We start from the raw sequence: 24157 nt of genomic DNA on the forward strand, positions 1-24157 counted from the left end.
TGGCAAGCCGGCCGCTCACCGAAGCCGCCCATCGAAGGAGAACCACTGTGAAGAAGTCCCAGAAGATTTTTGCCGCCGCTGCAGCCGGAGCGCTCGTCATCACCGCCGGTGCCACCGCCGTCGCCAATGCCGGATCAGGGGCTTCATCCGCGGCGGCCGCTGCCCAGCCTGCGGCCGCTCAGGTGGCCGTACCGGCCGCGGACGTCCAGCCCGTCGATGAGAACGTCGTTGCCCAGAACCGGGTCACCGTCGGTGCGTCAGCCAAGGCAGTCGGTGCTGCGCTCGCCAAGTGCCAGGCGGACAAGTTGCCGTTCGTCACGGTGGCCGTGGTGGACCGGTTCGGCACCGTGCAGGCACTCCTTCGCGGCGACAACGCCGCCGAGCACACCATCGAATCCGCCAAGCAGAAGGCGTACACCGCCGCTGCCTTCGGAAGCCCCACGAGCGAACTCGCCAAGCGGATCAGCGGCAACGGGCCGAGCATCGCCGATCTTCCCGGCACCCTCTTCCTCCCCGGCGGCGTCCCGCTGAAGGTGAACGGCGTCTCCGTGGCAGGCATCGGCGTCGGCGGCGCCCCGGACGGCAAGCTGGATGAAGCATGCGCCGAGGCCGGCGCCGCCGTGATCGCCGCAAAGTAGCGTGCGCCGCGTGGTGTTCAGGGTTCCCTTTGCAAGCCTGGCGCTACTGGTGGCTGTTCTGCTGGCCGGGTGCGCCCCCGGCACCTCGTCGGGCGCGGGCCCGGCCAGTTCAAGCCCGACGGCGGGAAGCGGCGCCTCAGGGATCGGTGGCACTCACAGCCGGCCGGCGTCGTCCGCTGCCGCCAGTACCAGGCCAGTGTCGCCGCCTGCCCGCCCTGAAACAGCCCGCCCGGAAATGTCCCGCCCTGCCCTGTCCCCGGCCGAGCAGCAGAAGCTGGACCAGCGCCTGGTCCGGGCTGCGAAGGCCAAGGACGCGGCGCTCGTGGCGGAGCTGATCCGCGACGGCGGGAACGTGAACGCCAAGGACTCCATCCAGGATTCGGCCTTCCTGTACGCCGGCGCCGAGGGCTTCAACGAGGTCCTGCGGCTGACCCTGGCCAACGGTGCGGATGTCCGCAGCACCAACCGCTACGGAGGCACCGCCCTGATCCCGGCCAGCGAGCACGGGCATGTGGAGACGGTGCGGATCCTCATCGCCGCCGGGGTCCCGGTCAATCATGTGAACAAGCTCGGCTGGACCGCGATGCAGGAAGCCATCCTCCTGAACAACGGAGGGCCGAGGCAGCAGGACGTGGTGCGCCAGCTGCTCGACGCCGGGGCCGACCCCACCATCCGCGATCCGCAGGGCCGGACGGCCCTGGACAACGCCGAGCGGCTGGGCTTTGCCGAGATCGCCCGGCTGATCCGCGGGCGGGGCTGAGGAAACTTAGCTGCCGGTCCCGGCTTTGAGGCGGCGCGGACTGGCCCGGTTTTGGACCGCCGGCCGCGGCATTTCCCCGCCCGCGGCGGCGTGGCCTGTCAAAGCTGGGCCGGTTCGGCGAGCAGCCCCGCCGCGACGGTGAATTCGGCGTCGGTCTTCTCCCGGATTTCGTCGACCGTGACGCCGGGGGCGAGGCGCGTCAGCGTGAGCTGCCGCCCGCCGTCGTGCTTGACCAGATCGAAGACCGCAAGGTCGCTGATGATCCGGTCCACGACGCCGACGCCCGTCAGCGGGAGGGTGCATTCGGGAACGATCTTGGCGCTGCCGTCCTTGGCGTTGTGCTCGGTGAGGACCACGACGCGCGGGGTGCCGGCGACGAGGTCCATGGCGCCGCCCATGCCTTTGACCATCTTGCCGGGGATGGTCCAGTTGGCGAGGTCGCCGTTGCCGGAAACCTGCATGGCACCGAGGATCGCCACCTTCACGTGCCCGCCGCGGATCATGCCGAACGAGGTGGCGGAGTCGAAGATACTGCCGCCGGGCAGGATGGTGACGGTCTGCTTGCCGGCGTTGATGAGGTCGGCGTCCTCCTCGCCCTCGTAGGGGAACGGGCCCATGCCCAGCAGGCCGTTTTCGCTCTGCAGGACCACGCGGACGCCGTCCGGCAGGTTGTTGGCCACGAGCGTGGGGATGCCGATGCCGAGGTTGACGTAGTCGCCGTCGTTCAGTTCTTCGGCCGCGATGGCAGCCATTTCATTCCGGGTCCAGGCCACGGGAGTCTCCTTCTTAGTTGCTGACCAGTTCAGTGCTGATCTGACCGACAGCAGGGCGGACGGTGCGCTGTTCGATGTCCTTGACCCTGTGACCGGCCTGGACCAGGTGCTGGACGTAGACGCCCGGGGTGACGATGTGGTTCGGGTCCAGGGCGCCGGGATTCACGATGAGCTCCGCCTCGGCGACGGTGACAGCGCCTGCGGTGGCCACCACGGGGTTGAAGTTCCGGGCGGTGTAGCGGTAGATCAGGTTCCCGTCCGTGTCGGCGGTGTGGGCGTGGACAAGTGCGACGTCGGCCCGGATGGCCCGCTCCTGGACATAGGTTTCGCCGTCGAACACCTCGTGCGGTTTGCCTTCGGCGACCAGGGTGCCCACGCCGGTCTTGGTGTAGAACGCGGGGATGCCGGCTCCGCCGGCGCGCAGCCGCTCGGCCAGTGTGCCCTGCGGGGTGAACTCCACTTCCAGTTCCCCGGCGAGGTACTGCTCGGCGAAGAGCCTGTTCTCACCGACGTAGGAGGCGATTACCTTGCGGACCTGGCCGGCTTCGATGAGGATGCCCAGGCCTTTGCCGTCCACGCCCATGTTGTTGGACACCACGGTCAGTTCCTTCACGCCGGAGTTCCGCACGGCCTCGATCAGGTCGGCGGGAATACCGCTCAGGCCGAACCCGCCCACCGCAAGGGTGATCCCGTCCCGGAGGACTTCCCGCAGGGCATCGGCCGCGCCGGATTTCAGTTTGGACATTCGCATCTCCTCGTTGAGCTGTCCCGCAGTCCACTTTATGGACGCCGGTTCTGACTGTGGAGCGTATGGGGGTGCCGGCGGTGGTGTCAAGGATTCCGATCGCCTGGCGCTCGCGCTTTTACACTGTGGACGATAGGCTGGATGGTGTCCACAATATGGATATCTAGGAGCGATTGTGAACCAGGCACCGGTACAGGGCGCGCAGGTGGTCAGCCGCATCGCAGGCCTTCTGCGCATCGTGGGACGCAAACCGGAGGGCAGCCCGCTCGTGGAGCTGGTGCGGGACTCGGGGCTGACCCGTCCCACGGTTCACCGCCTCCTCACGTCGCTCGCGGCCGAGGGGCTCCTCGACCACGACCCCCTGAGTGGGAACTGGGTGCTGGGCCCCGAGGCCCTGCTGATGGGCTCGGTGGCCGCGGCGCGCTTTCCCCTGGAGGACCTCGCGAGGCCCAGCCTGCGCCGGCTCGCCGAGGAAACCGGTGAGAGCGCATTCTTCTCCATCCGGCGCGGCGCCGAGACAGTCTGCCTGCTGCGGGAGGAAGGCAGCTTCCCGGTCCGCTCCTTCGTGCTGCACGAGGGCGTCAGGTTTCCGCTGGGCGTGGCATCGGCCGGAACGGCCATCATGGCGTTCCTGCCCGAAGCCGAGCAGGAACAGATCCTGGCCGACTGGGATGTCCACGCCGGCAACTATGCGCACGGGCACCCGGAAGATGTGGTCCGGAACAATCTCCGCCAGACACGCCGGCGGGGCTATTCGGTGAACCCGGGCCTGGTGCTGGAAGGCAGCTGGGGGATGGGGGCCGCAGTGTTTGACCAGGCGGGGCGGCCGTCGTGGGCGCTGTCCCTGACAGGCATCGAGCCCCGCTTCCGTGAGGACCGGCGTGAACTGCTGGGGCGGCTCCTGCTGGAGGAAGCCCACCGGCTCACTCTCCGGCTCGGCGCGGGCGGCGACCGCCGGCGCCAGAACTAGCGGCAGCCGCCCACGCCGGCCACCACACCCGCCTGTCCGGGGAAACCGGGCGAAACTGTTGTGGTGCCCGCCGGGCGTGCCTACCCTTGCAGAAGAGTCCCTCCCCTTGAATAGCCTGGACTGCAACGAAGGAGCCAGAGCCATGAGCACACGGGTCTACTTTGAGGAATACGGCGATCCTCGGGTCCTGAAGGTGGGGACGGAGCAGCTGGATGAGCCGGGAGACGGCCTGGTGCGGGTGGAGTTCCGGGCGGTGAGCGTCAACCCCGTGGACTGGAAACTCGTGGCCGGATACCTGAAAAAGTGGGTTCCCTTGGATTTTCCGGCAGTGCCCGGAAGTGAGGCGGCCGGTGTGGTGACCGCCGTCGGGCCCGCTTTTGAAGGGTTTGCGGTGGGTGACGAGGTCATCTGGAACGGGCATCTGGGTGGCTACCGGACGGAAGCAGTGGTGCCGGCCGACCAGCTGACCCCCTTGCCGGCCGGTGTGGACTTCGAGCAGGCGGCATGCATCCCGGTGGCGGGAGGCACCGCGTATTCAGCCCTGAAGCAGCTGGCGCTGGGAGCTGGGGACACCGTGCTGATCCATGGCGCCGCGGGCGGGGTTGGCTCGGCCGCGGTCCAGATTGCGCAGGCCTTCGGCGCGCGGGTGATCGGCACGGCGTCGCAGGCCAACCAGGAGTACCTCCGCGAGCTGGGGGCCGAACCGGTGACGTACGGCCCCGGCCTGGCGGAGCGGGTGCGCTCGGTGGCCGAAGGCGCCGGCACGGTCACGGCAGTGCTGGACACAGTGGGCAGCGAGGACTCGCTCGCGGCAACCGCCGAGCTGCTTCAGGGGAGCGGCCGGGCGGTGACGACAGTCCCGGGCGAGCAGTCAGCCGCGGCTGGCCTGGCCGCCGTCCAGCAGCTGGAGGGCCGGGTGGCGGAGGTGGCCACGCTCGCCGCGGACGGCCAGATCACCTTCACGATCTCGCACCGGATGCCCCTGATCGAAGCCGCCGATGCCCTGGACATCTGCCGCACGGGCCACGGCCGCGGCAAGATCATGTTGCTGCCGTAGGGAGGTCCGCCCGGGCCGTGCGGGATCAGCCCGGTGGGCCTACAGTCCCGCCCTGGGTTCTTCCGGGCCTTCGCCCTTCCACCACGTGTCAAAGATGCTGACCGGAACGGTGCGCTTGTGCCGGGTCCGCAGGTACTTCTCCTCGATCAGCTCCGCTGCGCTCTCGGAGACTTCGCGGCCCTCGAGGTAGTCGTCGATCTGGTCGTAGCTCAGGCCCAGTTCGTCCTCGTCGGTACGGCCCGGCCTGTCGTCCAGGAGGTCGGCCGTGGGCACCTTCTTCCACACCCGCTCCGGGGCGCCGAGGTGCTCCAGGAGGGCGCGGTTCTGCCGCTTGTTCAGGCCGAACAACGGCAGGATGTCGGCCCCGCCGTCGCCGTACTTGGTGAAGAACCCGGTGACGGATTCGGCGCCGTGGTCGGTGCCGATCACCAGGTAGTTGTGCTCCCCGGCCAGGGCGTACTGGGCGATCATGCGCGTGCGGGCCTTGGTGTTGCCCTTATGGAAGTCGGAGATCCCGTTGCCGACCGTCTTTTCGAACTCGTCCTCGAAGCCGTCCACGGCGGCGGAAATGTTGAACGTCCACTCCTTGGAGGCCTTGATGAAGTCCAGGGCCGCCTGCGCATCCTCCTCGTCGTGCTGGACGCCGTAGGGGAGGCGGACGGCCACGAACTGCGCGTCCGTGCCCTCCGACTGCAGTTCCTCGACGGCGAGCTGTGCCAGGCGCCCGGCCAGCGAGGAGTCGAGGCCGCCGGAGATGCCCAGGACAAAGCCCCTGGTGCGGGTGGCCTTCAGGTACTCCTTCAGGAAAGTGACGCGCTTACGAACCTCCTCTGCGGGATCGATCCGGGGCTGGACGCCCATTTCCTCGATGATCTTGGCTTGGAGTTTGCGCATGTGACACAGCCTAGTCAGCGCGATCAGCACGGCTCAACTGTTTCCGCCCGAGTCGCAGACCGGCTACGCGCTGCGGGCCGGGCCGGTGGACCCGCGAATCGTGAGATGGGTCGGCATGACGGCGAGCCGCCGGCTGGGCCCGCCCTGCAGCGGATTCAGTTGGGCCAGCAGCATGGAGACGGCCACCCGTCCCGCCTGCTCAATGGGGGAGGCGATGGTGGTCAGCGGGGGATTGCAGAAATCCGCGCCGAAGATGTCGTCGCACCCAACAATGCTCATTTCCTCCGGCACGCGAATGCCCCGCTCCCGCAAACGCTGAAGCATGCCGATGGCAAGGAGGTCGTTGAAGACTATGCAGGCCGTGGCGCCGGTGTGTGCTGCCGCGTCGGCGGCCGCGGCGCCGGATGTGGTCTTCGGAGCAAACGGACCCACTCGGAAGGTGGTCATTCCGCGGCCCCGGGTTTCATCCTCGAAGGATTTCCAGCGCTTGGCGTTCGACCATGAGCTGGCCGGCCCGCCGACGAAACAGACCTTTGTGTGCCCCAGGGAGGCCAGATGCTCCAGCGACTGAACAATCGCAGACGGCGTGTCTATGACCACCGTGGGGGCATTCGCGGATGCCCTGTTGATGGTGACCATCGGATGAACGGCTGCGGACTCCGCCAGCTGGGTGTCCGTGAGGCGGGAGGCGGCCAGGATGAAGCCGTCGGCTGAGCGCCGCATTTTGTGCAGCGCCTCTTCCTCCATCTCGGGCGATTCCTCGGTGTCCACGAGCAGTTGGGTGTAACCAGCAGCCTTCAGCTGGTGCTGCGTGCCACGGATGATGTCGAAATAAAACGGGTTGGTGACGTCCGGGACAAGAACGGCAATGGCCTGCGTGCGGCCGGAGCTGAGCCCCCGCGCCTGTGAACTCGGCACGTAATTCAGCTGGGCCGCAACCTGCTGGATCCGCTCCCGGGTCACCCGGTTGACCCTGTCCGGGTTGGACAGAGCCCTGGAAACCGTGGATGTGGCCACTCCCGCCAACTCCGCCACATCACGGATCGTCGGAGTCCTGTCCGTCGGCGAAAGTTCCACACCAGCCATTGATTCAGCCTTCCTGATTCGGGGCGTGCAGACCTGCTGCGGCTCCGCTGTAGTTCTGCTTTGTCAGACCATTGCAGCACCGTTGGCAATTTTTGGCAATCGCTTGCCGACCGGTTTTCCTCACCATAGACTCGACGCCGAAGCCCATGTGACGCAGGACACGACCGTGGCCTGCGGGGTACCCGAGGAGGAAACAATGAAGTTTGCATCGTCAGCCAGGTTGGCCGCCGTCATTACTGCGGCGGCCTTGGCATTGACTGCCTGCGGAGGCGGAGGGAACGACGCCGGCGGGGCCGTTGACGGTAAGGGCAAGAAGCTGAGTGTGCTCACGGGTGTGAATGCCCACTATTCGGCCCAGCAGAAGGAATGGTTCAAGGACATCGGTGCCAAGTTCAAGGCCCAGACGGGCGCCGACATTGAATTCGAGACGTTCGCCTCGGCCAATGACGAACTGACCCGCATCCAGACGTCCGTTGTTTCGGGACAGGGCCCCGACGTCTACAGCCTCGGCACCACATTCACGCCCACCGCCTATGCCACGCAGGCCTTCGTGACCCTGACCGATGACGACTGGAAGAAGGTCGGCGGCAAGGACAGGTTCAACCCGGCCGCCCTTGGCATCTCCGGCCCCGACGCCGAGCACCAGGCGGGAATTCCCTTCGTCAGCCGCCCGTTCGTGATGGCCTACAACAAGGAACTGCTGAAGGCCGCGGGAATCGAGAAGCCCGCCACGACGTGGGATGAACTGGCCCAGCAGGCCAAGAAGCTCACCAACCCGGCAACCGGCACGTTCGGACTGGCCACCGGGTACAAGGACAACTTCGATCCCTGGAAGTTCATCTGGGCCATGTCAGTCCAGGCCGGCAACCCGCTGGTGGACGGCAAGACCCTGAAGCTTGACGATCCGTCCGTGAAGAAGGCGTACGAAACGTACTTCGGCTGGCTTACGAAGGACAAAGTGGTGGATCCCAGCGCCGTCGGCTGGAGCAACAGCAACGCGGTGGCAGCCTTCGCCGCCGGCAAGTCCGGTTACCTCATGATGACAACGTCAAGCTCCGCCCCAACTCTGGAGAAGTCCTCCGTGGCCGGGAAATTCGCCTACGCCACCATGCCGACGACGGCTCCCGGCGAGACTGCACCGAAGGGCGACGGCGACAAGGCAGCCAGCATCCTTTCAGGCGACAACGTCGTGGTGGCGGACTACTCAAAGCAGAAGGACCTTGCCTTCGCGTACATCAAGCTCATCACCTCCAAGGAAGAGCAGCTGAACTACCAGAAGATCTTCGGTGACCTGCCAGCCAATGCCGAGGCCCTGAAGTCCCTGACCGATCCCACGCTGAAGCCGGTGGTGGATGCCGCCGGCAAATCGAAGGCCACTCCCTTCACGGGGGCGTGGGGCGACATCCAGCTGGCCCTGCTCAACGTCACCGTCCAGTCGGTTCCGGATCTCTCAAACGGGTCCGTTGACGAGTCCGGGCTCCTGAACCGCATCAAGGACGCCCAGACGAAGGGACAAGCTTCCCTCGACCGGGCCGCGAAGTCCTAGGCAGGAACTGCGATGACCACTGATTCCTTCAAGGACCTGAGGACGGCACCCCGTTCCCCTGCAGTGCCCCCGCAATCACCCGGGTCCCGCCAGGCAACCGGGGACGGGGCCGGCACAGGACCGGGGCCCGGCGGCCCGGCCCGGCTGAACCGCAAACCGGCACGGTCCAAACCGGCACGGCGCAAGGGCCTGAGCGAACGGAACCGCCCCCTCTGGATGCTGATTCCCGGTGGCCTGCTGATGTCCGTCATCATCGTGGCACCGCTGCTGTTGGGCATCTACATGTCCACGCTGAGCCTGGACCAGTACACACTGCGCAAATGGGTCAGCTCCCCCTTCATCGGCATCGAGAACTTCGTGGAGGCGCTGACTGCCTCGCCGCTCCTTCACTCGGTCTGGCTCAGCGTGAGCTACTCCCTGGTCGCCATGGTCGTCACCCTGCCGCTTGGGATTGCCGCCGCCGTCGCCACCCAGAACTCCTTCCGGGGCAGGGCCCTGGTCCGCTCCATCTTCCTGGTGCCATACGTGCTGCCATCGTTCGTCGTGGCCACCGTCTGGCGGACCATGTTCCAGCCCGACGGGGTTGTTGATTCGGCACTGGGCTCCATCGGCATCGATGCGGGGCTGTGGCTCAACGGCCCGCAGACATACTGGACGCTCATCCTGGTCCAGATCTGGGCGTCGTGGCCGTTCATCTATCTGCTGGCGCTCTCCGGCCTGCAGTCCGTTGACCATGAGGTGCATGAAGCCTCCGCCCTGGACGGCGCGCTGTGGTGGAACAAGCTGCGGTACGTTGTCTTCCCCTACCTGAAGGGCCCGCTGGCGCTCGCGTTCCTCATCGGCATGCTCCACCACGTCAATAACTTCACCCTGCCGTTCGTGCTGTTCGGCGTTCCGGCACCGGCCGACGTCGAGGTCCTCCCGATCCTGACCTACGTCACGAGCTTCCAGAGCTTCCGCTTCGGCCTCAGCGCGGCCATGGCGTTCGTCTCATTGGTGCTGATCGCGATCCCGTTGTTCATCTACCTGCGCGCCGTGAAACTCGACGACGCCGAGACCCCCGGAGGCAAGAAGTGACAGCCACCGCCACTGCCGTGAGCACCAGCACCACCACGGGCCAGCCGCTCCGGCCCGGTTCCAAGCGGCAGCATGAGGTGACCAGGCTGCTGCCCGGGCCGCTGCTGGCAGTCATCCTCGTGTTCCTGTGCGCCCTGGTCCTGGTTCCGGTGGCGTACATCTTCCTGGCTTCCGTGAATTCGGACATCGGCGTCGCCAACGGCGAATTCGTGCCCTCCAGCTTCTCCTTGGAGAACTACGGCAAGATCTGGTCCAGCGTCGGGCTCGCCACCGGTCTGGCAAACAGCGTTCTCGTGGCAGGAACGACGGCGGTCGTTTCGGCCGCGCTCTCGGTCGCCACCGCCTATGTGCTGGTCAGGTACCAGTTCCGCGGCCGGCTGACCGTGCTCCGCGGACTGCTGGCCCTCCAGTCAGTCCCGGGGACACTCATGGTGCTGCCGGTGTTCGTCCTGTTCTCCTCATCAGCCAGCTACCTTGGTATCCAGGTGATCGGAACGCAGTGGGGACTGTTCATCACGTACCTGACCTTCGCCATGCCGTTCTCCACGTGGGTCATGGTCACGTACCTTCGCGGACTTCCCCGGGAACTCGAGGAAGCAGCCCGGATCGACGGGGCAAGCAACGTTGGCGTACTCGTTCGGATCATCCTGCCGCTCAGTTGGCCCGGGATCGTGGTCTCCGGAATCTTCGCCTTCCTGCTGGGCTGGAACGATGTCCTGTTCGCGTCCGTGATGACACGGCCCGAAAGCCAGACGGCCGCCGTCGCCCTTCAGGTCTTCGGTGCCTCGCAGGAAGGCGGTGCCATCCCGCTGTACGGCCAGATGATGGCGGCCTCGCTCGTGTGCGCGGCCCCGGTGGTCATCCTGTACCTCATTTTCCAGCGTTACCTAGTGGGCGGTCTGACCGCCGGAGGAGTCAAATAGCAATGACCGGTGCGACAACAGTTGAGTGGGCCCTGTCCGGTTTCGGCGACGAGATCGACGACGACCCCGTCATCCAGATCGCGGTGCTGCAGGCCCTTGGGGCCAACCACATTGAAGTCCGCAGCGCGTGGGGGACCAACATCGTGGACCTGGACGGTGATCAGCTGGACCGACTCAAGGGGCTGCTGGACGCAGCCGGCATGAAGGTCTCGGCGATAGCATCCCCGATCGGCAAGGTTGACGTGTCACTGCCCGTGGACCACGAGGTGGAGCGGCTCCGGCGCGCGACCAACGCGGCGCGGGTGCTGGGGGCCCGCTACATCCGCATCTTTTCCTTCTACTACGGCGCGGACCAGACGGTTGAGGGCATCCGCGACGACGTCATGGAGCGGATGCGCGCCCTGGCCGCCGTCGCCGAAGAGGACGGCGTGATCCTGCTGCACGAAAACGAAAAGGACATCTTCGGCGACACCCCGGAACGCGTCCTGGACATCATCGAAACGGTGGCCTCGCCGGCGCTCAAAGTGGCCTGGGATCCGGCCAACTTCGTCCAGGTCGGGGTCAAGCCCTTCGCCGAAGGCTACGCGAGGCTGCGTCCGCACCTTGAGTACCTGCAGGTGAAGGATGCGCGGTTCGCCGATTCCGCCGTCGTGCCCGCGGGTGAGGGCGACGGAGATGTGCTCCGCACGGTCGAGGCGCTGAAGGCTGACGGCTACAGCGGCTTCGCAAGCCTTGAACCGCACCTCGCCGGAGCCCACGGACTGGGTGGATTCTCCGGTCCCACCGCGTTTGGCATCGCCGCCCGTGCTTTTGCCAAGGTACTGAACGAAGCAGGAGTGGGAACCAAGTGAGCAAGGAAGACATGAACGAAAATCCCCAGGTAGTGCCGGCCCGGCTTCGCGTGGCCATTGCCGGCTGCGGCGTCATCGGCCGGACACACGCGGCGGCAGTGCGGGAACTGCCGGAACTGCAGGTCACCGCACTCGTTGATGAAATCACGGAGGCGTCAGAGGCATTGGCGGACTGGGTCCAGGAAGGCGGCGAGCCCCGGCCTGCCACTTTCCGCACCCTCACCGAGGCGCTCGCTTCTCCCGCCGTGGACCTGGTCATCATCGCCACCCCCAGCGGTCTTCACATCGTGCAGGCGCTGGAGGTCCTTGAGGCCGGCAAACACGTGGTGATCGAGAAGCCGCTGGACGTCAACCTGGACCGGGCGAACGAGATCCTGGCCGCGGCCGCGGATGCCGAGGGCAAGGGCCTTGTGGCGAGCGTGATCAGCCAGCACCGCTTCGATCCGGCAAGCAGGGCTGTCGACGAGGCCCGGCGGGCCGGCCGTTTCGGACGGCTGACCTCCGCCATTGCCTCTGTCAGCTGGTGGCGAAGCCAGGGGTACTACGATTCCGGCGCGTGGCGCGGCACCTGGGCCATGGACGGCGGAGGAGCAGTCATGAACCAGGGCGTTCATACGGTGGACCTGCTGCTGTGGTTCCTCGGCCGGCCGGTTGAGATCAACGCCCGGACAGCGCTGCTGGCCCACGACGGCCTGGAAGTCGAGGACACCGCCGTGGCCACGGTGACGTTTGAATCGGGTGCACTCGCCGTGCTGCACGCCACCACAGCCGCATATCCGGGGCTGACTGTGCGCCTGCAGGTCATGGGCAGCAAGGGATCTGCCGTGATCGACAATGACCGCCTTGAGTACTTCCACGCAGCGGATGCCGCGGACAGCACGGAAAGCAGCATGGGACTGCTTGGCGGCGGCAACCAGGCGGCCAACGAACTGGCGAAATACCCGGAAGAGCAGGTGGAAGCGCTGGATCCCACCGTCTACCCGGCCGGGCACGTCAGGCAGTACCGGGACATCGTTGCGGCCATCCGGGAGGGGCGTCCCGCCGGAGTCACGGTCCGGGACGCCGTCACCGCGCTTGCGACCGTGCGCTCCCTTTACCTCTCGGCGACGCTCGGGCACGCGGTGCGGATTGCCGATGTCATGGACGGAAAGTACAACGACACGGATGTGCGGACCGGGACGGGCGATCTGGAGGAGGTGCCGGCATGAGGTTTTCGGTATTCACAGCCTCCACTCCGGACTGGTCTCCTGCCGAGGCCGCCGCCCAGCTGGCCGCCCAGGGCTGGGACGGCATCGAATGGCGCATCACGGACCAGGCGGACGCCGCCGAGCCTGGCTTTTGGGCCGGCAACCGCGCAACGTGGTCCATGACGGGGCTGGAGGACGCACTTCCGGAGATCGCCCGGGTCACCGCCGAAGCGGGGCTGGAATACTCGGGGCTTGGAGGCTACGCCCGCTGCGACAACCACGACGACGTCGAACGCATGCTGGCCGCCACAGCCGCCCTGGGTGCCCGGCAGGTCCGGGTCAACGTCCTGCCGCTGGGCAACGCGACCATGGGCGGGCAGGAAGCCAGCGGACGTCCGTATCCTGAGCTGTTTGCCGACACCCGCGAACACTACGAGTGGGTCGTGTCGCGGGCGGCGCACCACGGGGTGAAGGCCCTCGTGGAACTCCACCACGGGACCGTCACCGCCTCGGCGTCCTCAGCCCGCCGGCTGCTGGACGGCCTGGATCCGCAGCACGTGGGCGTTATCCACGATCTGGGCAACCTGCTGATAGAGGGCTGGGAGTCGCCGCTCCCGGCACTGCAGCTCCTTGGCCCCTACCTCGCCCATGTCCATGTAAAGAATGCCCGCTGGGTCCGCGGCTCCGAACGGGACGAGGCCGGGGGAGCGGTGTGGCAGAACGAGTGGGCGCCGCTGGCGGAGGGCCAGGGCAGTGTGCTGGGCTACTTCCGGGCCCTGGCGGAAGCGGGCTACGACGGCTGGGTCACGGTTGAGGATTTCTCCACCGAAGTCCCGCTGGCCGAGCGCACGGCCGGCAACCTGCAGTACCTGCGCCGGACGGCCGAACTCGCCGGAATACCTGTCGGCACGGGAGCCGCGGCCCGCTGACCGGCGAAGCGTGCAGTGTGTGATGCCCGGTTGCCGGTGCCAGCGGGTGCGCCCGGTGATCCCGGGACGCCCCGCCGGATCCGGCAACCGGCTGCAGTGCCGTAGGATCGGCACGTCAGACAGCACCGCAGCACGGAACAGGCTCCTCTACCATGGCGAAGACTTCCAAGACGGCCGGCGGCAAGGCCACGATCTACGACATCGCCAAGCTGGCCGGCGTCAACCCGTCCACGGTCTCCCGCGCGCTTGGCAAGCCCGGCAGGGTCAGCGCCAGGACCCAAAAGCTTGTGGAGGACGCCGCCGCGGAGCTGAACTACAGCGTGAATCCCTTCGCCAGGGCGCTCCCCACCGGCCGCACCAATACCTTCGGCCTCATCGTCTCCGATATCACCAACCCCATCTACTTCGACATCATCCGCGGAGCGGAGGCGGCGGCCGCCCTGAGCGGCTTCACCATGGTCCTGGCGGAGTCTGCCGAATCCGCGGACACCGAACTCACGGTCGCGCAGCGGATGCTCCCCGCGACCGACGGCGTCATCCTGGCCAGCCCGCGCATGCCCGATGCACGGATCCGCGAGCTCGCCGAGGGCAAACCCGTCGTCGTCATCAACCGCAGCATCGAAGGCATCGGCTCTGTCGTCCCGGACGTCGACCCCGGCATCGGCGAAGCCGTCCGGCATCTCACGGCGAACGGCCACCGCAAACTGGCCTTCGTTGGCGGGCCGAAGCAATCATGGATGGCGGCGCGGCGCTGGGAGAGTTTCCGGGCGGCCTGCGAGTGGTCCAAGCTGGACTGCGTCCTGCTGCCGGCGGATTCGCCGACGCTCGACGGCGGACGGCGCGCTGCGCGGGACGTGATCGGTTCCGGGGCAACCGCGGCCCTCTGCTACAACGATCTGCTGGCAATCGGACTGATGCAGGAACTCCAGACGGCATCGGTCAACATTCCTGACGAATTCAGCGTGGTTGGATTCGACAATATTTTCGGCTCCGACTTCACGACGCCCCAGCTGTCCACGATCGCTTCGCCGTTGCGCCAGTGCGGCGCCGCCGCCCTGGAACTGCTGCTGACCGCAGTGCCGGGCACGGAACCTGTTGCGGGCAGGTCCCCGGTTCCGGCCCGGCATCCGGAGCTGCGGACAACGCTCATCGCCCGGGGTTCCAGCGGCCGGCTGCTGGCCCGCGCCACCTAGAACGCACGCATCCCACGCCCGTATGGCAATCTTGTGGCAAGTTTTGGCAACCGGTTGACAAAAAGTTGCCGGGACGCCGATCATGGATCCATGTCACAGTCGATTGCCGTCAACCCAGACAGGCTCCTTCCCGCCGACCCAGGAACGCGCAGCATCGCGCGGTCGCTGTTGGGCCGCGTCCAGGACCTCCCCATCCTTTCCCCGCACGGGCATGTTGACGCCGCCGTCATCGAGCAGAACACGCCGTTTCCGGATCCCGCAGCGCTCCTGGTGAGCCCCGACCATTACGTCACCCGCCTTATTCATGCCTCCGGTGTGCCGCTGGACCAACTGCATGCGGGCAACAGCACCAAGCCGCGCGACGTCTGGCGGGCGTTCTGCCGGGCCTGGCCGCTCTTCGAGGGGACAGCTTCCGGCTACTGGCTCCGAACGCAGCTGGAAAGTGTTTTCGGGCTGCGCGACGAACTGAACGCCGAAACCGCCGACGCCAGCTACGATGCCATCGCCGGCCGGCTTGCGGAGCCCGGGTTCAGGCCGCGGGAACTGTTCAAGGACTTCAACATTGAAGTCCTGGCAACCACGGACGATCCACTGGACACATTGGCAAGCCACAAGGCCATCGCGGCAGACCCCACGTTCCACGGACGCGTTCTCCCCACGTTCCGGCCTGACGCTTACCTGAACATTGCCCACCCAACCTGGTCCGCGAACGTGGACCGGCTCATTGCCGAGGCGGGCGAGGGCGGCGCAGGCTATGCCGGTTACATTGCGGCCCTCGAAAACCGGCGGCGCTACTTCGTGGAGCATGGAGCCGTGTCCGCTGACCATGGCGTGCGGACTCCGGCAACCCTCAAGCTCGAGCCTGCCGAAGCGGCGCGGCTGTTCGACCTCTCCCGCGCCGGCCGGGCGACGCCCGCGGACCGCGATGCGTTCGAAGCCCACATGATCTACCAGATGGCCCGGATGTCAGTGGAGGACGGCCTGGTCATGACCATCCACCCCGGGTCCTTCCGGAATCACCACGAGCCCACCTTCAACGCATTCGGTGCCGATACCGGCCACGACATTCCGTTCGCCGTCAACTACACCGAGGCGATCCGCCCGCTGCTCCAGGACTTCGGCACCGCGAAGGACTTCCACCTGGTGCTGTTCACCCTCGACGAAACAGTGTTTTCCCGGGAACTGGCACCGCTGGCAGGCTTCTACCCGTCCGTCTACCTCGGCGCCCCGTGGTGGTTCCTGGACGCGCCGGACGCCATGCTCCGGTTCCGTTCGGCCGTCACCGAGACCGCAGGGTTCTCCCGGTCCTCGGGATTCATCGACGACACGCGCGCCTTCTGCTCCATCCCTGCGCGCCATGACGCGTCCCGCCGGATCGAGGCTTCCTTCCTCGCCCGGCTGGTCGCCGAGCACCGCGTCAGCGAGGAGCGCGCCCACGAACTCATTGTGGACATCGTGGACGGCTCGCCGCGAAGGGTCTTCAAGCTATGAGCGCCGATGTGCACGCCGATCCGTTGCGGGACTCCAGGCATGCAGAATTGCCGCGGCTCAGCCGCGCCCTGATGCCTGGCGCGGCGGCCCCCATCCGCATCGTGCACCTCGGCCTGGGTGCCTTCCACCGGTCCCACCAGGCCTGGTACACCCAGCACGCCGGCGACTCCTCCGCGTGGGGCATCGCGTCATTCACCGGCAGGCGGCCGGATGCGGCGGTGACTTTGTCGCAGCAGGACGGGCTGTACACGCTGGTCGAGCGCTCGGATGCGGGTGACAGCTTCGAGGTGATTGGCAGCATTGTTGAGGCGGCCGACGGCGACGATGTCGGCCGGCTGGCAGAACTGATCGCTTCCCCCGGGACGGCGATCGTGACACTGACGGTCACTGAAGCCGCCTATGGCCTCGGCCCGGACGGACGCCTGGACGCGGCCGCGCCGGCGATCGCCGCGGATCTCCAGCTGCTCGCAGCGGGTGCCGCGGCCAGCGGGAAGCCGGCCACTCCGCTCGGCCGGCTGGTCCTTGCCCTCGCTGCGCGGAGCCGGTCCGGCTCCGGGCCGCTCGCCGTCGTCTGCTGCGACAACCTGGCCCACAACGGGACGCTCGCCCGCCGGGCTGTCCTGGGGATGGCGGAGGCATTCGACGCCGGACTGGCAGCATGGATCCTGGCCAACGTCAGCTTTGTGAGTACGTCGGTGGACCGCATTACACCCCGGACCACCAGCGCCGACCTTGACAGCGTCGCGTCCGCGTGCGGCTACCGCGATGAGTCCGCCGTGGTCACGGAGCCCTTCCGCGACTGGGTCCTGAGCGGCGATTTCCCCGCGGGCCGTCCCCGCTGGGAAGATGCCGGGGCCACATTCGTGGACAACATTGAACCTTTCGAAAACCGGAAACTCTGGCTCCTCAACGGAGCGCACTCGCTCCTGGCTTATGCAGGCCAGCTGCGCGGCCACGCCACGGTTGCGCAGGCGTTGGCAGACGCTGCGTGCCGGGAAGCCGTCGAGGCGTTCTGGGACGAGGCGGCAGCCCATCTCCAAGGGGAGGAACTGAGGATAAGGGACTACCGGTCAGCGCTCCTGCAGCGTTTTGGAAATGCCCGCATAGCCCACAACCTGGCGCAGATCGCCATGGACGGGAGCACCAAGCTGCGGCTCCGGGCCGTGCCGGTGCTGCGCGCGGAAAGGGCGGCCGGGCGCACCGGCGCCGCGGCCGGGCGCATGATCGCCGCCTGGGCGGATTACGTTATCTGTGCCTCGGAAATCACCGACCCCCTGGCCGGATCCCTTCGGCTGGCCAACGGGCTCGAGGGGCGTGAACGGCTTGAATCCCTTCTTGGACTGCTCGATCCGGACCTCCCGGCTGAGGCTGACATTGTCGAGCTCGTCGCCGGCCTCCAAGGTTCGTTCGTGGACCAGTGAGAACGGCGGCCAGTATTGCGGCGCCTGCACGGGCTCCCGCAATATTTTTTTGACAACTTATGGCAACCGCTTGCCATTTGGTTGCCGGCGTGGCTACCATTACATAAAGCTTCAAATAAATTCCAGGCTCCGGCAGGCTCCGCCGCCGGACAAGCCCCGCAAGGACGCGTAAGGACTTCTCCAATGCTCAAGCCCCAGGCAAACGAAACCAGAGAGCTAATCAACCTAGACGGCCTCTACCGCTTCAAGGTGGACTTTGACCGGACCGGGCATCAGCTGGAGTGGTTCAAGGCGCCGCTGGCCACGGACCTCGAGATGGGTGTTCCCGCCAGCTACAACGACGTCTTCCCGGACAAGGCCATCCGCGACCATGTGGGCTACGTCTGGTACCAGCGCGAGGTGCGCGTGCCGCGCGGCTGGGCAGGGGAGCGGATCCACGTGCGCCTGGATTCAGCCACCCACGAGGGTATGGTCTGGGTCAACGACGTGCTGGTGGCCGAGCACACGGGCGGCTACATGCCCTTCAGCGCGGATATCACGGACCACGTGGCGGCCGGCCAGGCGTTCCGGCTCACCATCGCCGTGAACAACGAACTCACCCAGGCAACCATCCCGCCAGGCACCATCACCGTTACCGAGGATGGCCGCCGGCAGCAAAGTTACCTTCACGACTTCTACAACTATGCCGGGCTGCACCGCAGCGTCTGGCTGTACAGCACCCCCGCCGTCACGGTCGAGGACATCACCGTAGTGACCGGCTTCGAGGGCACCACCGGCTCAGTTGACTACCGCATCGCCACCGCGGGCGGCACCGGCAGCGAAGACATGAAGGTCACGCTCAGGGACGCCGACGGCGCCACGGTGGCCACCGCCGAAGGTGCCACCGGCACCCTGGTGATTGACGGCGTCGTACTTTGGCAGCCGGGCGCCGCCTACCTGTACAGCCTGGCGGCGGAAATTTACGACGGCGGCAGGCTGGCTGACACGTACACCCTGCCGGTGGGCGTCCGCACCGTTGAGGTCAGCGGCAAGGAATTCCTCATCAACGGCGAGCCGTTCTACTTCACCGGATTTGGCATGCACGAGGACCACGTGACAGTCGGCAAGGGCCACAGCAACGCCCAGATGGTCAACGACTTCCAGCTCCTGGACTGGGTGGGCGCCAACTCCTTCCGCACCTCGCACTACCCTTACGCCGAAGAGGTCATGGACTTCGCCGACCGGCACGGCATCGTGGTGATCGACGAGACCGCCGCCGTGGGGCTGCACCTCGGCTTCGGTGCCGTGTTCGGCGGCATCAACAAAAAGACCTATGGCGACGGCGGCGTGGACGCCAACACGGCAGCCAACCACCGCCAGGCCATCACCGAGCTTGTGGCCAGGGACAAGAACCACCCGTCAGTGGTGATCTGGTCCATCGCCAACGAACCCAACGGCTCCGAGGAAGGTGCCCGCGAGTACTTCCAGCCACTCGCGGAACTCACCCGGGAGCTGGACCCTACCCGTCCCGTGGGCTACGTCAACGTCATGTTCGACACCCCGGACAAGGAAGTGCTGGGCGACCTCTTCGACGTCATCATGCTCAACCGCTACTACGGCTGGTACCTGAACAACGGTGACCTCGACACCGCCGAGCAGGTCCTGGAAAAGGAACTGCGCGAGTGGGAAACCAAGTACGGCAAGCCCATGATCATGACCGAATACGGGCCGGACACCATGCCCGGATTCCACTCCATCCATGAGCAGCCGTGGAGCGAGGAGTACCAGGCCGCGTTCCTGGCCATGTACCACCGGGTCTTCGACCGGGTGGACGCCATGGTGGGGGAGCAGGTCTGGAACTTCGCGGACTTCCAGACCTCGAACGGCATCATGCGCGTGGACGGCAACAAGAAGGGCGTGTTCACCCGGGACCGCCGGCCCAAGCCCGCCGCCTTTGCCCTGCGGCAGCGCTGGTCCGCGCTCGCCGGCACCAAGAACGTCAGCGGCAAGACCCTCACCAACCCCTAACGCTTTTCACATTTTGCGCCGGCCTCTGGCCTGCGCCGGGTAAAGGAGCCCACTCATGAAAAAGCTGAACAAGCTCAGCATCATCGGCTACGGCGCCGGCGATGCTGCCAACAACCTCGCTTTCACCACCGCCACCATGTTTCTGCTGGTGTACTACACGGACGTGGCCGGCATCTCCGCGGCAGCGGCCGGCACGCTGCTTCTGGCCGTCAGGATTTTCGATGCACTGGCCGATGTCTTCGCCGGCCGGATCGTGGACCGCACGTACAGCAAGCGGTTCGGCAAATTCCGCCCGTTCATCATGTTCGGTTCCATCCCGCTGCTGCTGCTCAGCGTGGCAACGTTCTCTGTGCCGCAGCTCGGTGAATCGGGCAGCCTGCTCTACGCCTACGTCACCTACGCCGCCCTGGGCCTGGCGTACAGCCTGGTCAACATTCCCTACGGATCGCTGGCCGGGGCGATGACGCAGGACCCGGGGGACCGGGCCAAGCTCGGCTCCGCCCGCATGATCGGGGCACTGCTGGTGGGCTCGGCGCTGGGCATCTTCGTGGCACCGCTCATTAAACCCGGCGCCAACCTGCAGGGCACCTTCACCACCATCACCCTGGTGTTCGTGGCCATCGGCGCAGCCCTGTACTTCTTCACCGTGTTCACCGCGAAGGAGCGGGTGCACCGGGCCGTTCCCAACGTCACCCTCAGGCAGAGCATCGACACGCTCAGGGGCAACAAGCCGCTCCTGATGCTCTGCCTGAGCTCCTTCTTCTTCCTCACCGGCTACCTCGCCCTGACCTCGGTCCAGCTGTACTACCTGCGTGACGTCCTGGGCCGGCTGGACCTGTACCCGGTGGTTTCCATCGTGCAGCTGGCCGTCACTTTCCTGCTGGCAGCTTTCATGCCCCGGCTCGTTCGCGGGATCGGCAAGAAGCGGGTCTACATCTACTCTTCACTGCTCACGGTCCTCGGCGGAGCCATCATCTTCCTCACCCCGGCCACTCAGGTATGGATCGGCTTCTCCGGCCTGGTAATCAGCCTCGTTGGTGTCCTCGCCGTCAACATCGTGGTGTGGGCCCTGGAAGCCGACACCGTCGAATACGGCGAATGGAAAACAGGCGTCCGCACCGAAGGCATCACCTATGCGCTCTTCTCCTTCACCCGCAAGACCGGCCAGGCCGTCGGCGGGGCCCTGGCCGCCTATGCGCTGGCAATGGGCGGTTACAAGTCCGGTGCAGCGCAGAGCGCGGAAGCGCTCTTCGGAATCCAGGTTGCCGCCGGTGCGCTGCCCGCCGTCATGACCCTTTTGGCCGTGCTGGTCATGTCCAAGTACAAGCTCACGGACGTCATGCACGCCGAGATCCTCACCGACATCCGGGCCCGCCGCGAAAGCGGCGATGCCTCCAAAACGGCCGAGGCCGCCGTCGAACGCTCAAGCGCCGCATCCACTAACTGACCCGCCCGCCAGCTGACCCCTGAACCTGTTCCCCTGAAAGGACCTGCTGTGAAAATCATTGCCGCGGAAGTCTTCGTGACAAGCCCGTCCCGCAACTTCGTGACCCTCCGGATCACCACGGAGGATGGTGTGACCGGCATCGGTGACGCCACGTTGAACGGGCGCGAGCTCGCGGTGGCCGCGTACCTGAAGGAACACGTGGCGCAGCTGCTGATCGGCAAGGACCCGCACCGGATCGAGGACACGTGGCAGTTCCTGTACCGGTCCTCGTACTGGCGCCGCGGCCCGGTCACGATGGCCGCGATCGCCGCCGTCGACATGGCCTTGTGGGACATCAAGGGCAAGCTGGCCGGGATGCCGGTCTACCAGTTGCTGGGAGGGGCGTCCCGGAACGGTCTGCGCGCCTACGGGCACGCATCGGGTGCGGACATCCCGTCCCTGTTTGATTCGGTCCGCGAGCACCTGGAACTGGGCTACAAGTCCGTCCGGATCCAGACCGCGGTGCCCGGGATCAAGGCCGTCTACGGCGTGGCCGCGCAGGCCCAGGCGTCGGGGGAGCGGTATGACTATGAGCCGGCGGGGCGGGGTGCGTTCCCGGTGGAGGAGGACTGGGACACCCGGGCCTACCTGCGGCACCTGCCCACCGTGTTCGAGGCCGTCCGGAACGAGTTCGGCCCGGAGCTGCCGCTGCTGCACGACGGGCACCACCGGATGACGCCGATCCAGGCCGCGAAGCTGGGCAAGGCCCTGGAGCCGTATGACCTGTTCTGGCTGGAGGACTGCACCCCGGCGGAGAACCAGGAGGCGCTGCGCCTGGTCCGCCAGCACACGACCACGCCGCTGGCGATCGGGGAGATCTTCAACACCGTGTACGACTACCAGAGCATCATCAAGGAACAGCTGATCGACTACGTCCGGGCGGCGTCCACCCACTTCGGCGGGATCTCGCCGTTGAAGAAGGTCATGGACTTCGCCGCGCAGTACCAGATCAAGTCCGGCTTCCACGGTCCCACGGACATCTCCCCGGTCGGATTCGCGGCGCAGTTGCACGTGGGGTTGGCGATCCACAACTACGGCATCCAGGAATACATGCAGCACTCGGATGCGACCAACGAGGTGTTCGAGCAGTCCATGACGTTCACCGACGGCTACCTGCACCCGGGCGACAAGCCCGGCATCGGCGTCGAATTCAACGAGGAAGCCGCAGCCGCATACCCGTACCAGCAGGCCTACCTGCCCTACAACCGCCTCGTCGACGGCACCGTCCACGACTGGTAGGAACCACTGATGAGCACCAAGCACCGCATTATCGTGATGGGAGTCTCCGGCTGCGGCAAGACCACCATCGGCGACCTGGTGGCCCGCGAACTGGGCGTACCGTTCCTCGACGGTGACTCCCTCCATCCGGTGGAAAACGTGGCAAAGATGGCAGCCGGCACGCCCCTCACGGACGAGGACCGCTGGCCCTGGCTCGCTGCCGTGGACCGGGAACTGGCGGCCGCGGGCCCCGACGGGCTGGTTCTCGCCTGCTCGGCCCTGCGCCGCGGCTACCGGGACGCGATCCGGGAACAGGCGCCGGACACCGTGTTCCTGCACCTGCACGGCAGCAAAGAGGTCCTGACCGCCCGGACCGAGGGACGGACCGGCCACTTCATGCCGCCCGCCCTCCTCGGCTCGCAGCTGGCCACCCTGGAGCCGCTGCAGGCCGATGAGGCAGGCGTGGTGGTGGACATCGCCGCACCCGTGGACGCCGTCGTCGAACAGGCGATGACCGGCCTTGAGCGCCTCGTCTGCCGCGCCGCGAGCTAGACGCAGCGCCAGAGGGTCCGGGGGCTTAAGGGTCCAGGCTCCGCGCTCTGTGCTCCCGTGCACGGGGAGCGTACCGTATGGCTCATGGAGAGTACGGGATGCGCAGTGGTGGGCGGCGGACCGGCCGGCATGATGCTGGGCCTCCTGCTGGCGCGGGCCGGCGTCCGGGTCACCGTCCTCGAAAAGCACGGCGACTTCCTCCGGGACTTCCGCGGCGACACCGTCCATGCCTCCACGATCCGGCTCATCGACGAACTCGGCCTCGGCGCTGAGTTCCGCGAACTGCCGCAAAGCCGGCTCCGCAACGTCGCCTTCCCGCGGCCCGGCGGCGGCACCATCACACTCGGCGATTTCTCCGGCCTGAAGCCGCCTTACAACTACATCGCCATGATGCCGCAATGGGACTTCCTGAACTTCCTGGCCCGGACCGCCGCAGAGGAACCTTCGTTCACGCTGCTCATGGAGCACAAGGCAACCTCGTTGATTTACGACGGCGGCCGGGTCGCCGGAATCCGGTACCTCACCAAGGACGGAGCAGAGGGTGAGCTCCGCGCGGATCTCGTGGTGGCCACCGACGGCAGGCACTCGGTGCTGCGCCAGGCCGCGGGCCTGAAGTCCAAGGAGTACCCGGTGCCGTTCGACACCTGGTGGTTCAAGCTGCCGCGCTTCGCGTCCGAGCAGGGCGAGGTGGCCGGCATCGTTCCCGCCTTCGGGGAACGCGACGCCGTGATTGCCCTGTTCCGGGACGACTACTACCAAATGGGCTACTTCGCACCCAAGGGCGCAGGCGAGCGTATCCGCAGCGAGGGGCTGGAACGGTTCCGCGAACGGATTGCAGCACTGCGCCCGGACCTGGCCGACCGTGTTGACGCCATCCGGTCACTGGAGGACCTCCACTGGCTGGACGTCCGGCTGGACAGGCTCCGGCGCTGGTGCGTGGACGGGCTGCTGTGCATCGGGGACGCCGCCCATGCGATGTCCCCGGCCGGAGGCGTCGGCATTAACCTCGCCATCCAGGACGCCGTCGCAGCGGCTGCCCGGCTGGCACCCGCGCTGCACCGCCGCAAAGTCACGGTGAAGGACCTTGCGGCGGTGCAGCGGCGCCGGATGCCGCCCACGGTCATCATCCAGACTGTCCAGCGGGGCATGCACCGTGCCGTGTTCATTCCCCTGTTCAGCGGAAAACGGTCCGGCGCACCTCCGTTTGTGCAGTTCGTCGGCCGGCACTTCCCTGCGATGCGCCGCATTCTGCCGCGGCTCATCGCCATCGGCCCCAGGCCCGAGCACGCCCCGGCGTTCGCCCGCCGGGAGGCGCGGCGGCCCACTGCCTAGGCGGTCCGTCACAAACCGGTC

Annotated in this window: 22 protein-coding genes; 18 read left to right on the forward strand and 4 right to left on the reverse strand. The window is 66.8% G+C overall.

Annotated elements, in window-relative coordinates:
- Window positions 1-47 precede the first annotated feature (47 nt).
- Together ACFRAH_RS04550 and ACFRAH_RS04555 are read left to right on the forward strand one after the other, a co-directional pair.
- A complete protein-coding gene (locus tag ACFRAH_RS04550) occupies window positions 48-638 on the forward strand; it encodes a heme-binding protein (RefSeq protein WP_377989727.1) in 591 nt (196 codons plus the stop codon).
- 235 nt (window positions 639-873) lie between these two features.
- On the forward strand, window positions 874-1398 hold the full coding sequence (locus ACFRAH_RS04555; protein ID WP_377989728.1) for an ankyrin repeat domain-containing protein: 525 nt from the start codon (window positions 874-876) through the stop codon (window positions 1396-1398).
- 98 nt (window positions 1399-1496) lie between these two features.
- On the opposite strand, the gene ACFRAH_RS04560 is transcribed toward ACFRAH_RS04555, so the two are convergent.
- Entirely contained in the window at window positions 1497-2171 is a 675-nt protein-coding gene (locus tag ACFRAH_RS04560; protein WP_377989729.1) for a CoA transferase subunit B, read from the reverse strand.
- Window positions 2172-2184: 13 nt separating this feature from the next.
- A complete protein-coding gene (locus ACFRAH_RS04565; protein ID WP_377989730.1) occupies window positions 2185-2916 on the reverse strand; it encodes a CoA transferase subunit A in 732 nt (243 codons plus the stop codon).
- Window positions 2917-3091: 175 nt separating this feature from the next.
- Here ACFRAH_RS04565 and ACFRAH_RS04570 point away from each other — a divergent pair, with 175 nt between their 5' ends.
- Together ACFRAH_RS04570 and ACFRAH_RS04575 are read left to right on the forward strand one after the other, a co-directional pair.
- A complete protein-coding gene (locus ACFRAH_RS04570; protein ID WP_377989731.1) occupies window positions 3092-3886 on the forward strand; it encodes an IclR family transcriptional regulator in 795 nt (264 codons plus the stop codon).
- 142 nt (window positions 3887-4028) lie between these two features.
- Entirely contained in the window at window positions 4029-4943 is a 915-nt protein-coding gene (locus ACFRAH_RS04575; RefSeq protein ID WP_377989732.1) for an NADP-dependent oxidoreductase, read from the forward strand.
- 39 nt (window positions 4944-4982) lie between these two features.
- On the opposite strand, the gene nadE is transcribed toward ACFRAH_RS04575, so the two are convergent.
- Both nadE and ACFRAH_RS04585 read right to left on the reverse strand, forming a co-directional pair.
- Window positions 4983-5837, reverse strand: a complete 855-nt coding sequence (nadE, locus tag ACFRAH_RS04580; protein WP_377989733.1) for an ammonia-dependent NAD(+) synthetase — start codon at window positions 5835-5837, stop codon at window positions 4983-4985.
- 63 nt (window positions 5838-5900) lie between these two features.
- Window positions 5901-6923 carry a LacI family DNA-binding transcriptional regulator gene (locus ACFRAH_RS04585; RefSeq protein ID WP_377989734.1) on the reverse strand — a complete coding sequence of 341 codons (1023 nt, stop codon included), beginning with the start codon at window positions 6921-6923 and terminating at the stop codon, window positions 5901-5903.
- Between the two features lie 196 nt (window positions 6924-7119).
- Here ACFRAH_RS04585 and ACFRAH_RS04590 point away from each other — a divergent pair, with 196 nt between their 5' ends.
- The 14 genes from ACFRAH_RS04590 to ACFRAH_RS04655 all read left to right on the forward strand — a co-directional run bounded on the left by ACFRAH_RS04590 (window position 7120) and on the right by ACFRAH_RS04655 (window position 24136).
- Window positions 7120-8469, forward strand: a complete 1350-nt coding sequence (locus ACFRAH_RS04590; RefSeq protein WP_377989735.1) for an ABC transporter substrate-binding protein — start codon at window positions 7120-7122, stop codon at window positions 8467-8469.
- Window positions 8470-8481: 12 nt separating this feature from the next.
- A complete protein-coding gene (locus tag ACFRAH_RS04595; protein WP_377989736.1) occupies window positions 8482-9546 on the forward strand; it encodes a carbohydrate ABC transporter permease in 1065 nt (354 codons plus the stop codon).
- The gene (locus ACFRAH_RS04600) at window positions 9543-10469 is read left to right on the forward strand and encodes a carbohydrate ABC transporter permease (protein WP_377989737.1); all 927 of its coding nucleotides are present in this window, start codon (window positions 9543-9545) and stop codon (window positions 10467-10469) included. Before ACFRAH_RS04595 ends, ACFRAH_RS04600 begins: the two co-directional genes overlap by 4 nt.
- Before the next feature lie 2 nt (window positions 10470-10471).
- Complete coding sequence (locus ACFRAH_RS04605) at window positions 10472-11320, forward strand: sugar phosphate isomerase/epimerase family protein (protein ID WP_377989738.1); 849 nt, start codon at window positions 10472-10474, stop codon at window positions 11318-11320.
- An 11-nt stretch (window positions 11321-11331) separates the two neighbouring features.
- On the forward strand, window positions 11332-12528 hold the full coding sequence (locus ACFRAH_RS04610) for a Gfo/Idh/MocA family protein (RefSeq protein ID WP_377989739.1): 1197 nt from the start codon (window positions 11332-11334) through the stop codon (window positions 12526-12528).
- Window positions 12525-13436, forward strand: a complete 912-nt coding sequence (locus tag ACFRAH_RS04615; protein WP_377989740.1) for a sugar phosphate isomerase/epimerase family protein — start codon at window positions 12525-12527, stop codon at window positions 13434-13436. The genes ACFRAH_RS04610 and ACFRAH_RS04615 overlap by 4 nt, the downstream gene beginning before the upstream one ends.
- A gap of 152 nt (window positions 13437-13588) precedes the next feature.
- Window positions 13589-14629, forward strand: coding sequence for a LacI family DNA-binding transcriptional regulator (locus ACFRAH_RS04620; protein WP_377989741.1), 1041 nt, complete (start codon window positions 13589-13591; stop codon window positions 14627-14629).
- 90 nt (window positions 14630-14719) lie between these two features.
- Entirely contained in the window at window positions 14720-16120 is a 1401-nt protein-coding gene (gene uxaC, locus ACFRAH_RS04625) for a glucuronate isomerase (RefSeq protein WP_377989742.1), read from the forward strand.
- Window positions 16117-17541: a mannitol dehydrogenase family protein gene (locus tag ACFRAH_RS04630; protein ID WP_377989743.1), complete on the forward strand. Its 1425-nt coding sequence runs from the start codon at window positions 16117-16119 to the stop codon at window positions 17539-17541. Before uxaC ends, ACFRAH_RS04630 begins: the two co-directional genes overlap by 4 nt.
- A 183-nt stretch (window positions 17542-17724) precedes the next feature.
- Window positions 17725-19548, forward strand: coding sequence for a beta-glucuronidase (gene uidA / locus ACFRAH_RS04635; protein ID WP_377989744.1), 1824 nt, complete (start codon window positions 17725-17727; stop codon window positions 19546-19548).
- A 55-nt stretch (window positions 19549-19603) separates the two neighbouring features.
- Window positions 19604-20995: a glucuronide transporter gene (gene uidB, locus ACFRAH_RS04640; RefSeq protein ID WP_377989745.1), complete on the forward strand. Its 1392-nt coding sequence runs from the start codon at window positions 19604-19606 to the stop codon at window positions 20993-20995.
- A gap of 48 nt (window positions 20996-21043) precedes the next feature.
- Window positions 21044-22273: a D-mannonate dehydratase ManD gene (gene manD, locus ACFRAH_RS04645; protein WP_377989746.1), complete on the forward strand. Its 1230-nt coding sequence runs from the start codon at window positions 21044-21046 to the stop codon at window positions 22271-22273.
- Window positions 22274-22282: 9 nt separating this feature from the next.
- Window positions 22283-22804 (forward strand): gluconokinase, encoded by a 522-nt coding sequence (locus tag ACFRAH_RS04650; RefSeq protein ID WP_377989747.1) that lies wholly within the window; start codon window positions 22283-22285, stop codon window positions 22802-22804.
- A gap of 84 nt (window positions 22805-22888) precedes the next feature.
- Window positions 22889-24136 (forward strand): FAD-dependent oxidoreductase, encoded by a 1248-nt coding sequence (locus ACFRAH_RS04655; RefSeq protein ID WP_377989748.1) that lies wholly within the window; start codon window positions 22889-22891, stop codon window positions 24134-24136.
- The last annotated feature ends 21 nt before the right edge of the window (window positions 24137-24157 follow it).

Origin of the sequence: Arthrobacter sp. NPDC056727, assembly GCF_042790555.1 — a bacterium.
Lineage (GTDB): Bacteria > Actinomycetota > Actinomycetes > Actinomycetales > Micrococcaceae > Arthrobacter.

Bases quoted from the DNA above. Each gene is read 5' to 3' on its own strand.
- ACFRAH_RS04555 (WP_377989728.1), top strand. From the start codon at position 874: ATGTCCCGCCCTGCCCTGTCCCCGGCCGAGCAGCAGAAGCTGGACCAG.
- ACFRAH_RS04565 (WP_377989730.1), bottom strand. From the start codon at position 2,916: ATGTCCAAACTGAAATCCGGCGCGGCCGATGCCCTGCGGGAAGTCCTC.
- ACFRAH_RS04575 (WP_377989732.1), top strand. From the start codon at position 4,029: ATGAGCACACGGGTCTACTTTGAGGAATACGGCGATCCTCGGGTCCTG.
- nadE (WP_377989733.1), bottom strand. From the start codon at position 5,837: ATGCGCAAACTCCAAGCCAAGATCATCGAGGAAATGGGCGTCCAGCCC.
- ACFRAH_RS04585 (WP_377989734.1), bottom strand. From the start codon at position 6,923: ATGGCTGGTGTGGAACTTTCGCCGACGGACAGGACTCCGACGATCCGT.
- ACFRAH_RS04590 (WP_377989735.1), top strand. From the start codon at position 7,120: ATGAAGTTTGCATCGTCAGCCAGGTTGGCCGCCGTCATTACTGCGGCG.
- ACFRAH_RS04595 (WP_377989736.1), top strand. From the start codon at position 8,482: ATGACCACTGATTCCTTCAAGGACCTGAGGACGGCACCCCGTTCCCCT.
- ACFRAH_RS04605 (WP_377989738.1), top strand. From the start codon at position 10,472: ATGACCGGTGCGACAACAGTTGAGTGGGCCCTGTCCGGTTTCGGCGAC.
- ACFRAH_RS04610 (WP_377989739.1), top strand. From the start codon at position 11,332: ATGAACGAAAATCCCCAGGTAGTGCCGGCCCGGCTTCGCGTGGCCATT.
- ACFRAH_RS04615 (WP_377989740.1), top strand. From the start codon at position 12,525: ATGAGGTTTTCGGTATTCACAGCCTCCACTCCGGACTGGTCTCCTGCC.
- ACFRAH_RS04620 (WP_377989741.1), top strand. From the start codon at position 13,589: ATGGCGAAGACTTCCAAGACGGCCGGCGGCAAGGCCACGATCTACGAC.
- uxaC (WP_377989742.1), top strand. From the start codon at position 14,720: ATGTCACAGTCGATTGCCGTCAACCCAGACAGGCTCCTTCCCGCCGAC.
- ACFRAH_RS04630 (WP_377989743.1), top strand. From the start codon at position 16,117: ATGAGCGCCGATGTGCACGCCGATCCGTTGCGGGACTCCAGGCATGCA.
- uidA (WP_377989744.1), top strand. From the start codon at position 17,725: ATGCTCAAGCCCCAGGCAAACGAAACCAGAGAGCTAATCAACCTAGAC.
- uidB (WP_377989745.1), top strand. From the start codon at position 19,604: ATGAAAAAGCTGAACAAGCTCAGCATCATCGGCTACGGCGCCGGCGAT.
- ACFRAH_RS04650 (WP_377989747.1), top strand. From the start codon at position 22,283: ATGAGCACCAAGCACCGCATTATCGTGATGGGAGTCTCCGGCTGCGGC.
- ACFRAH_RS04655 (WP_377989748.1), top strand. From the start codon at position 22,889: ATGGAGAGTACGGGATGCGCAGTGGTGGGCGGCGGACCGGCCGGCATG.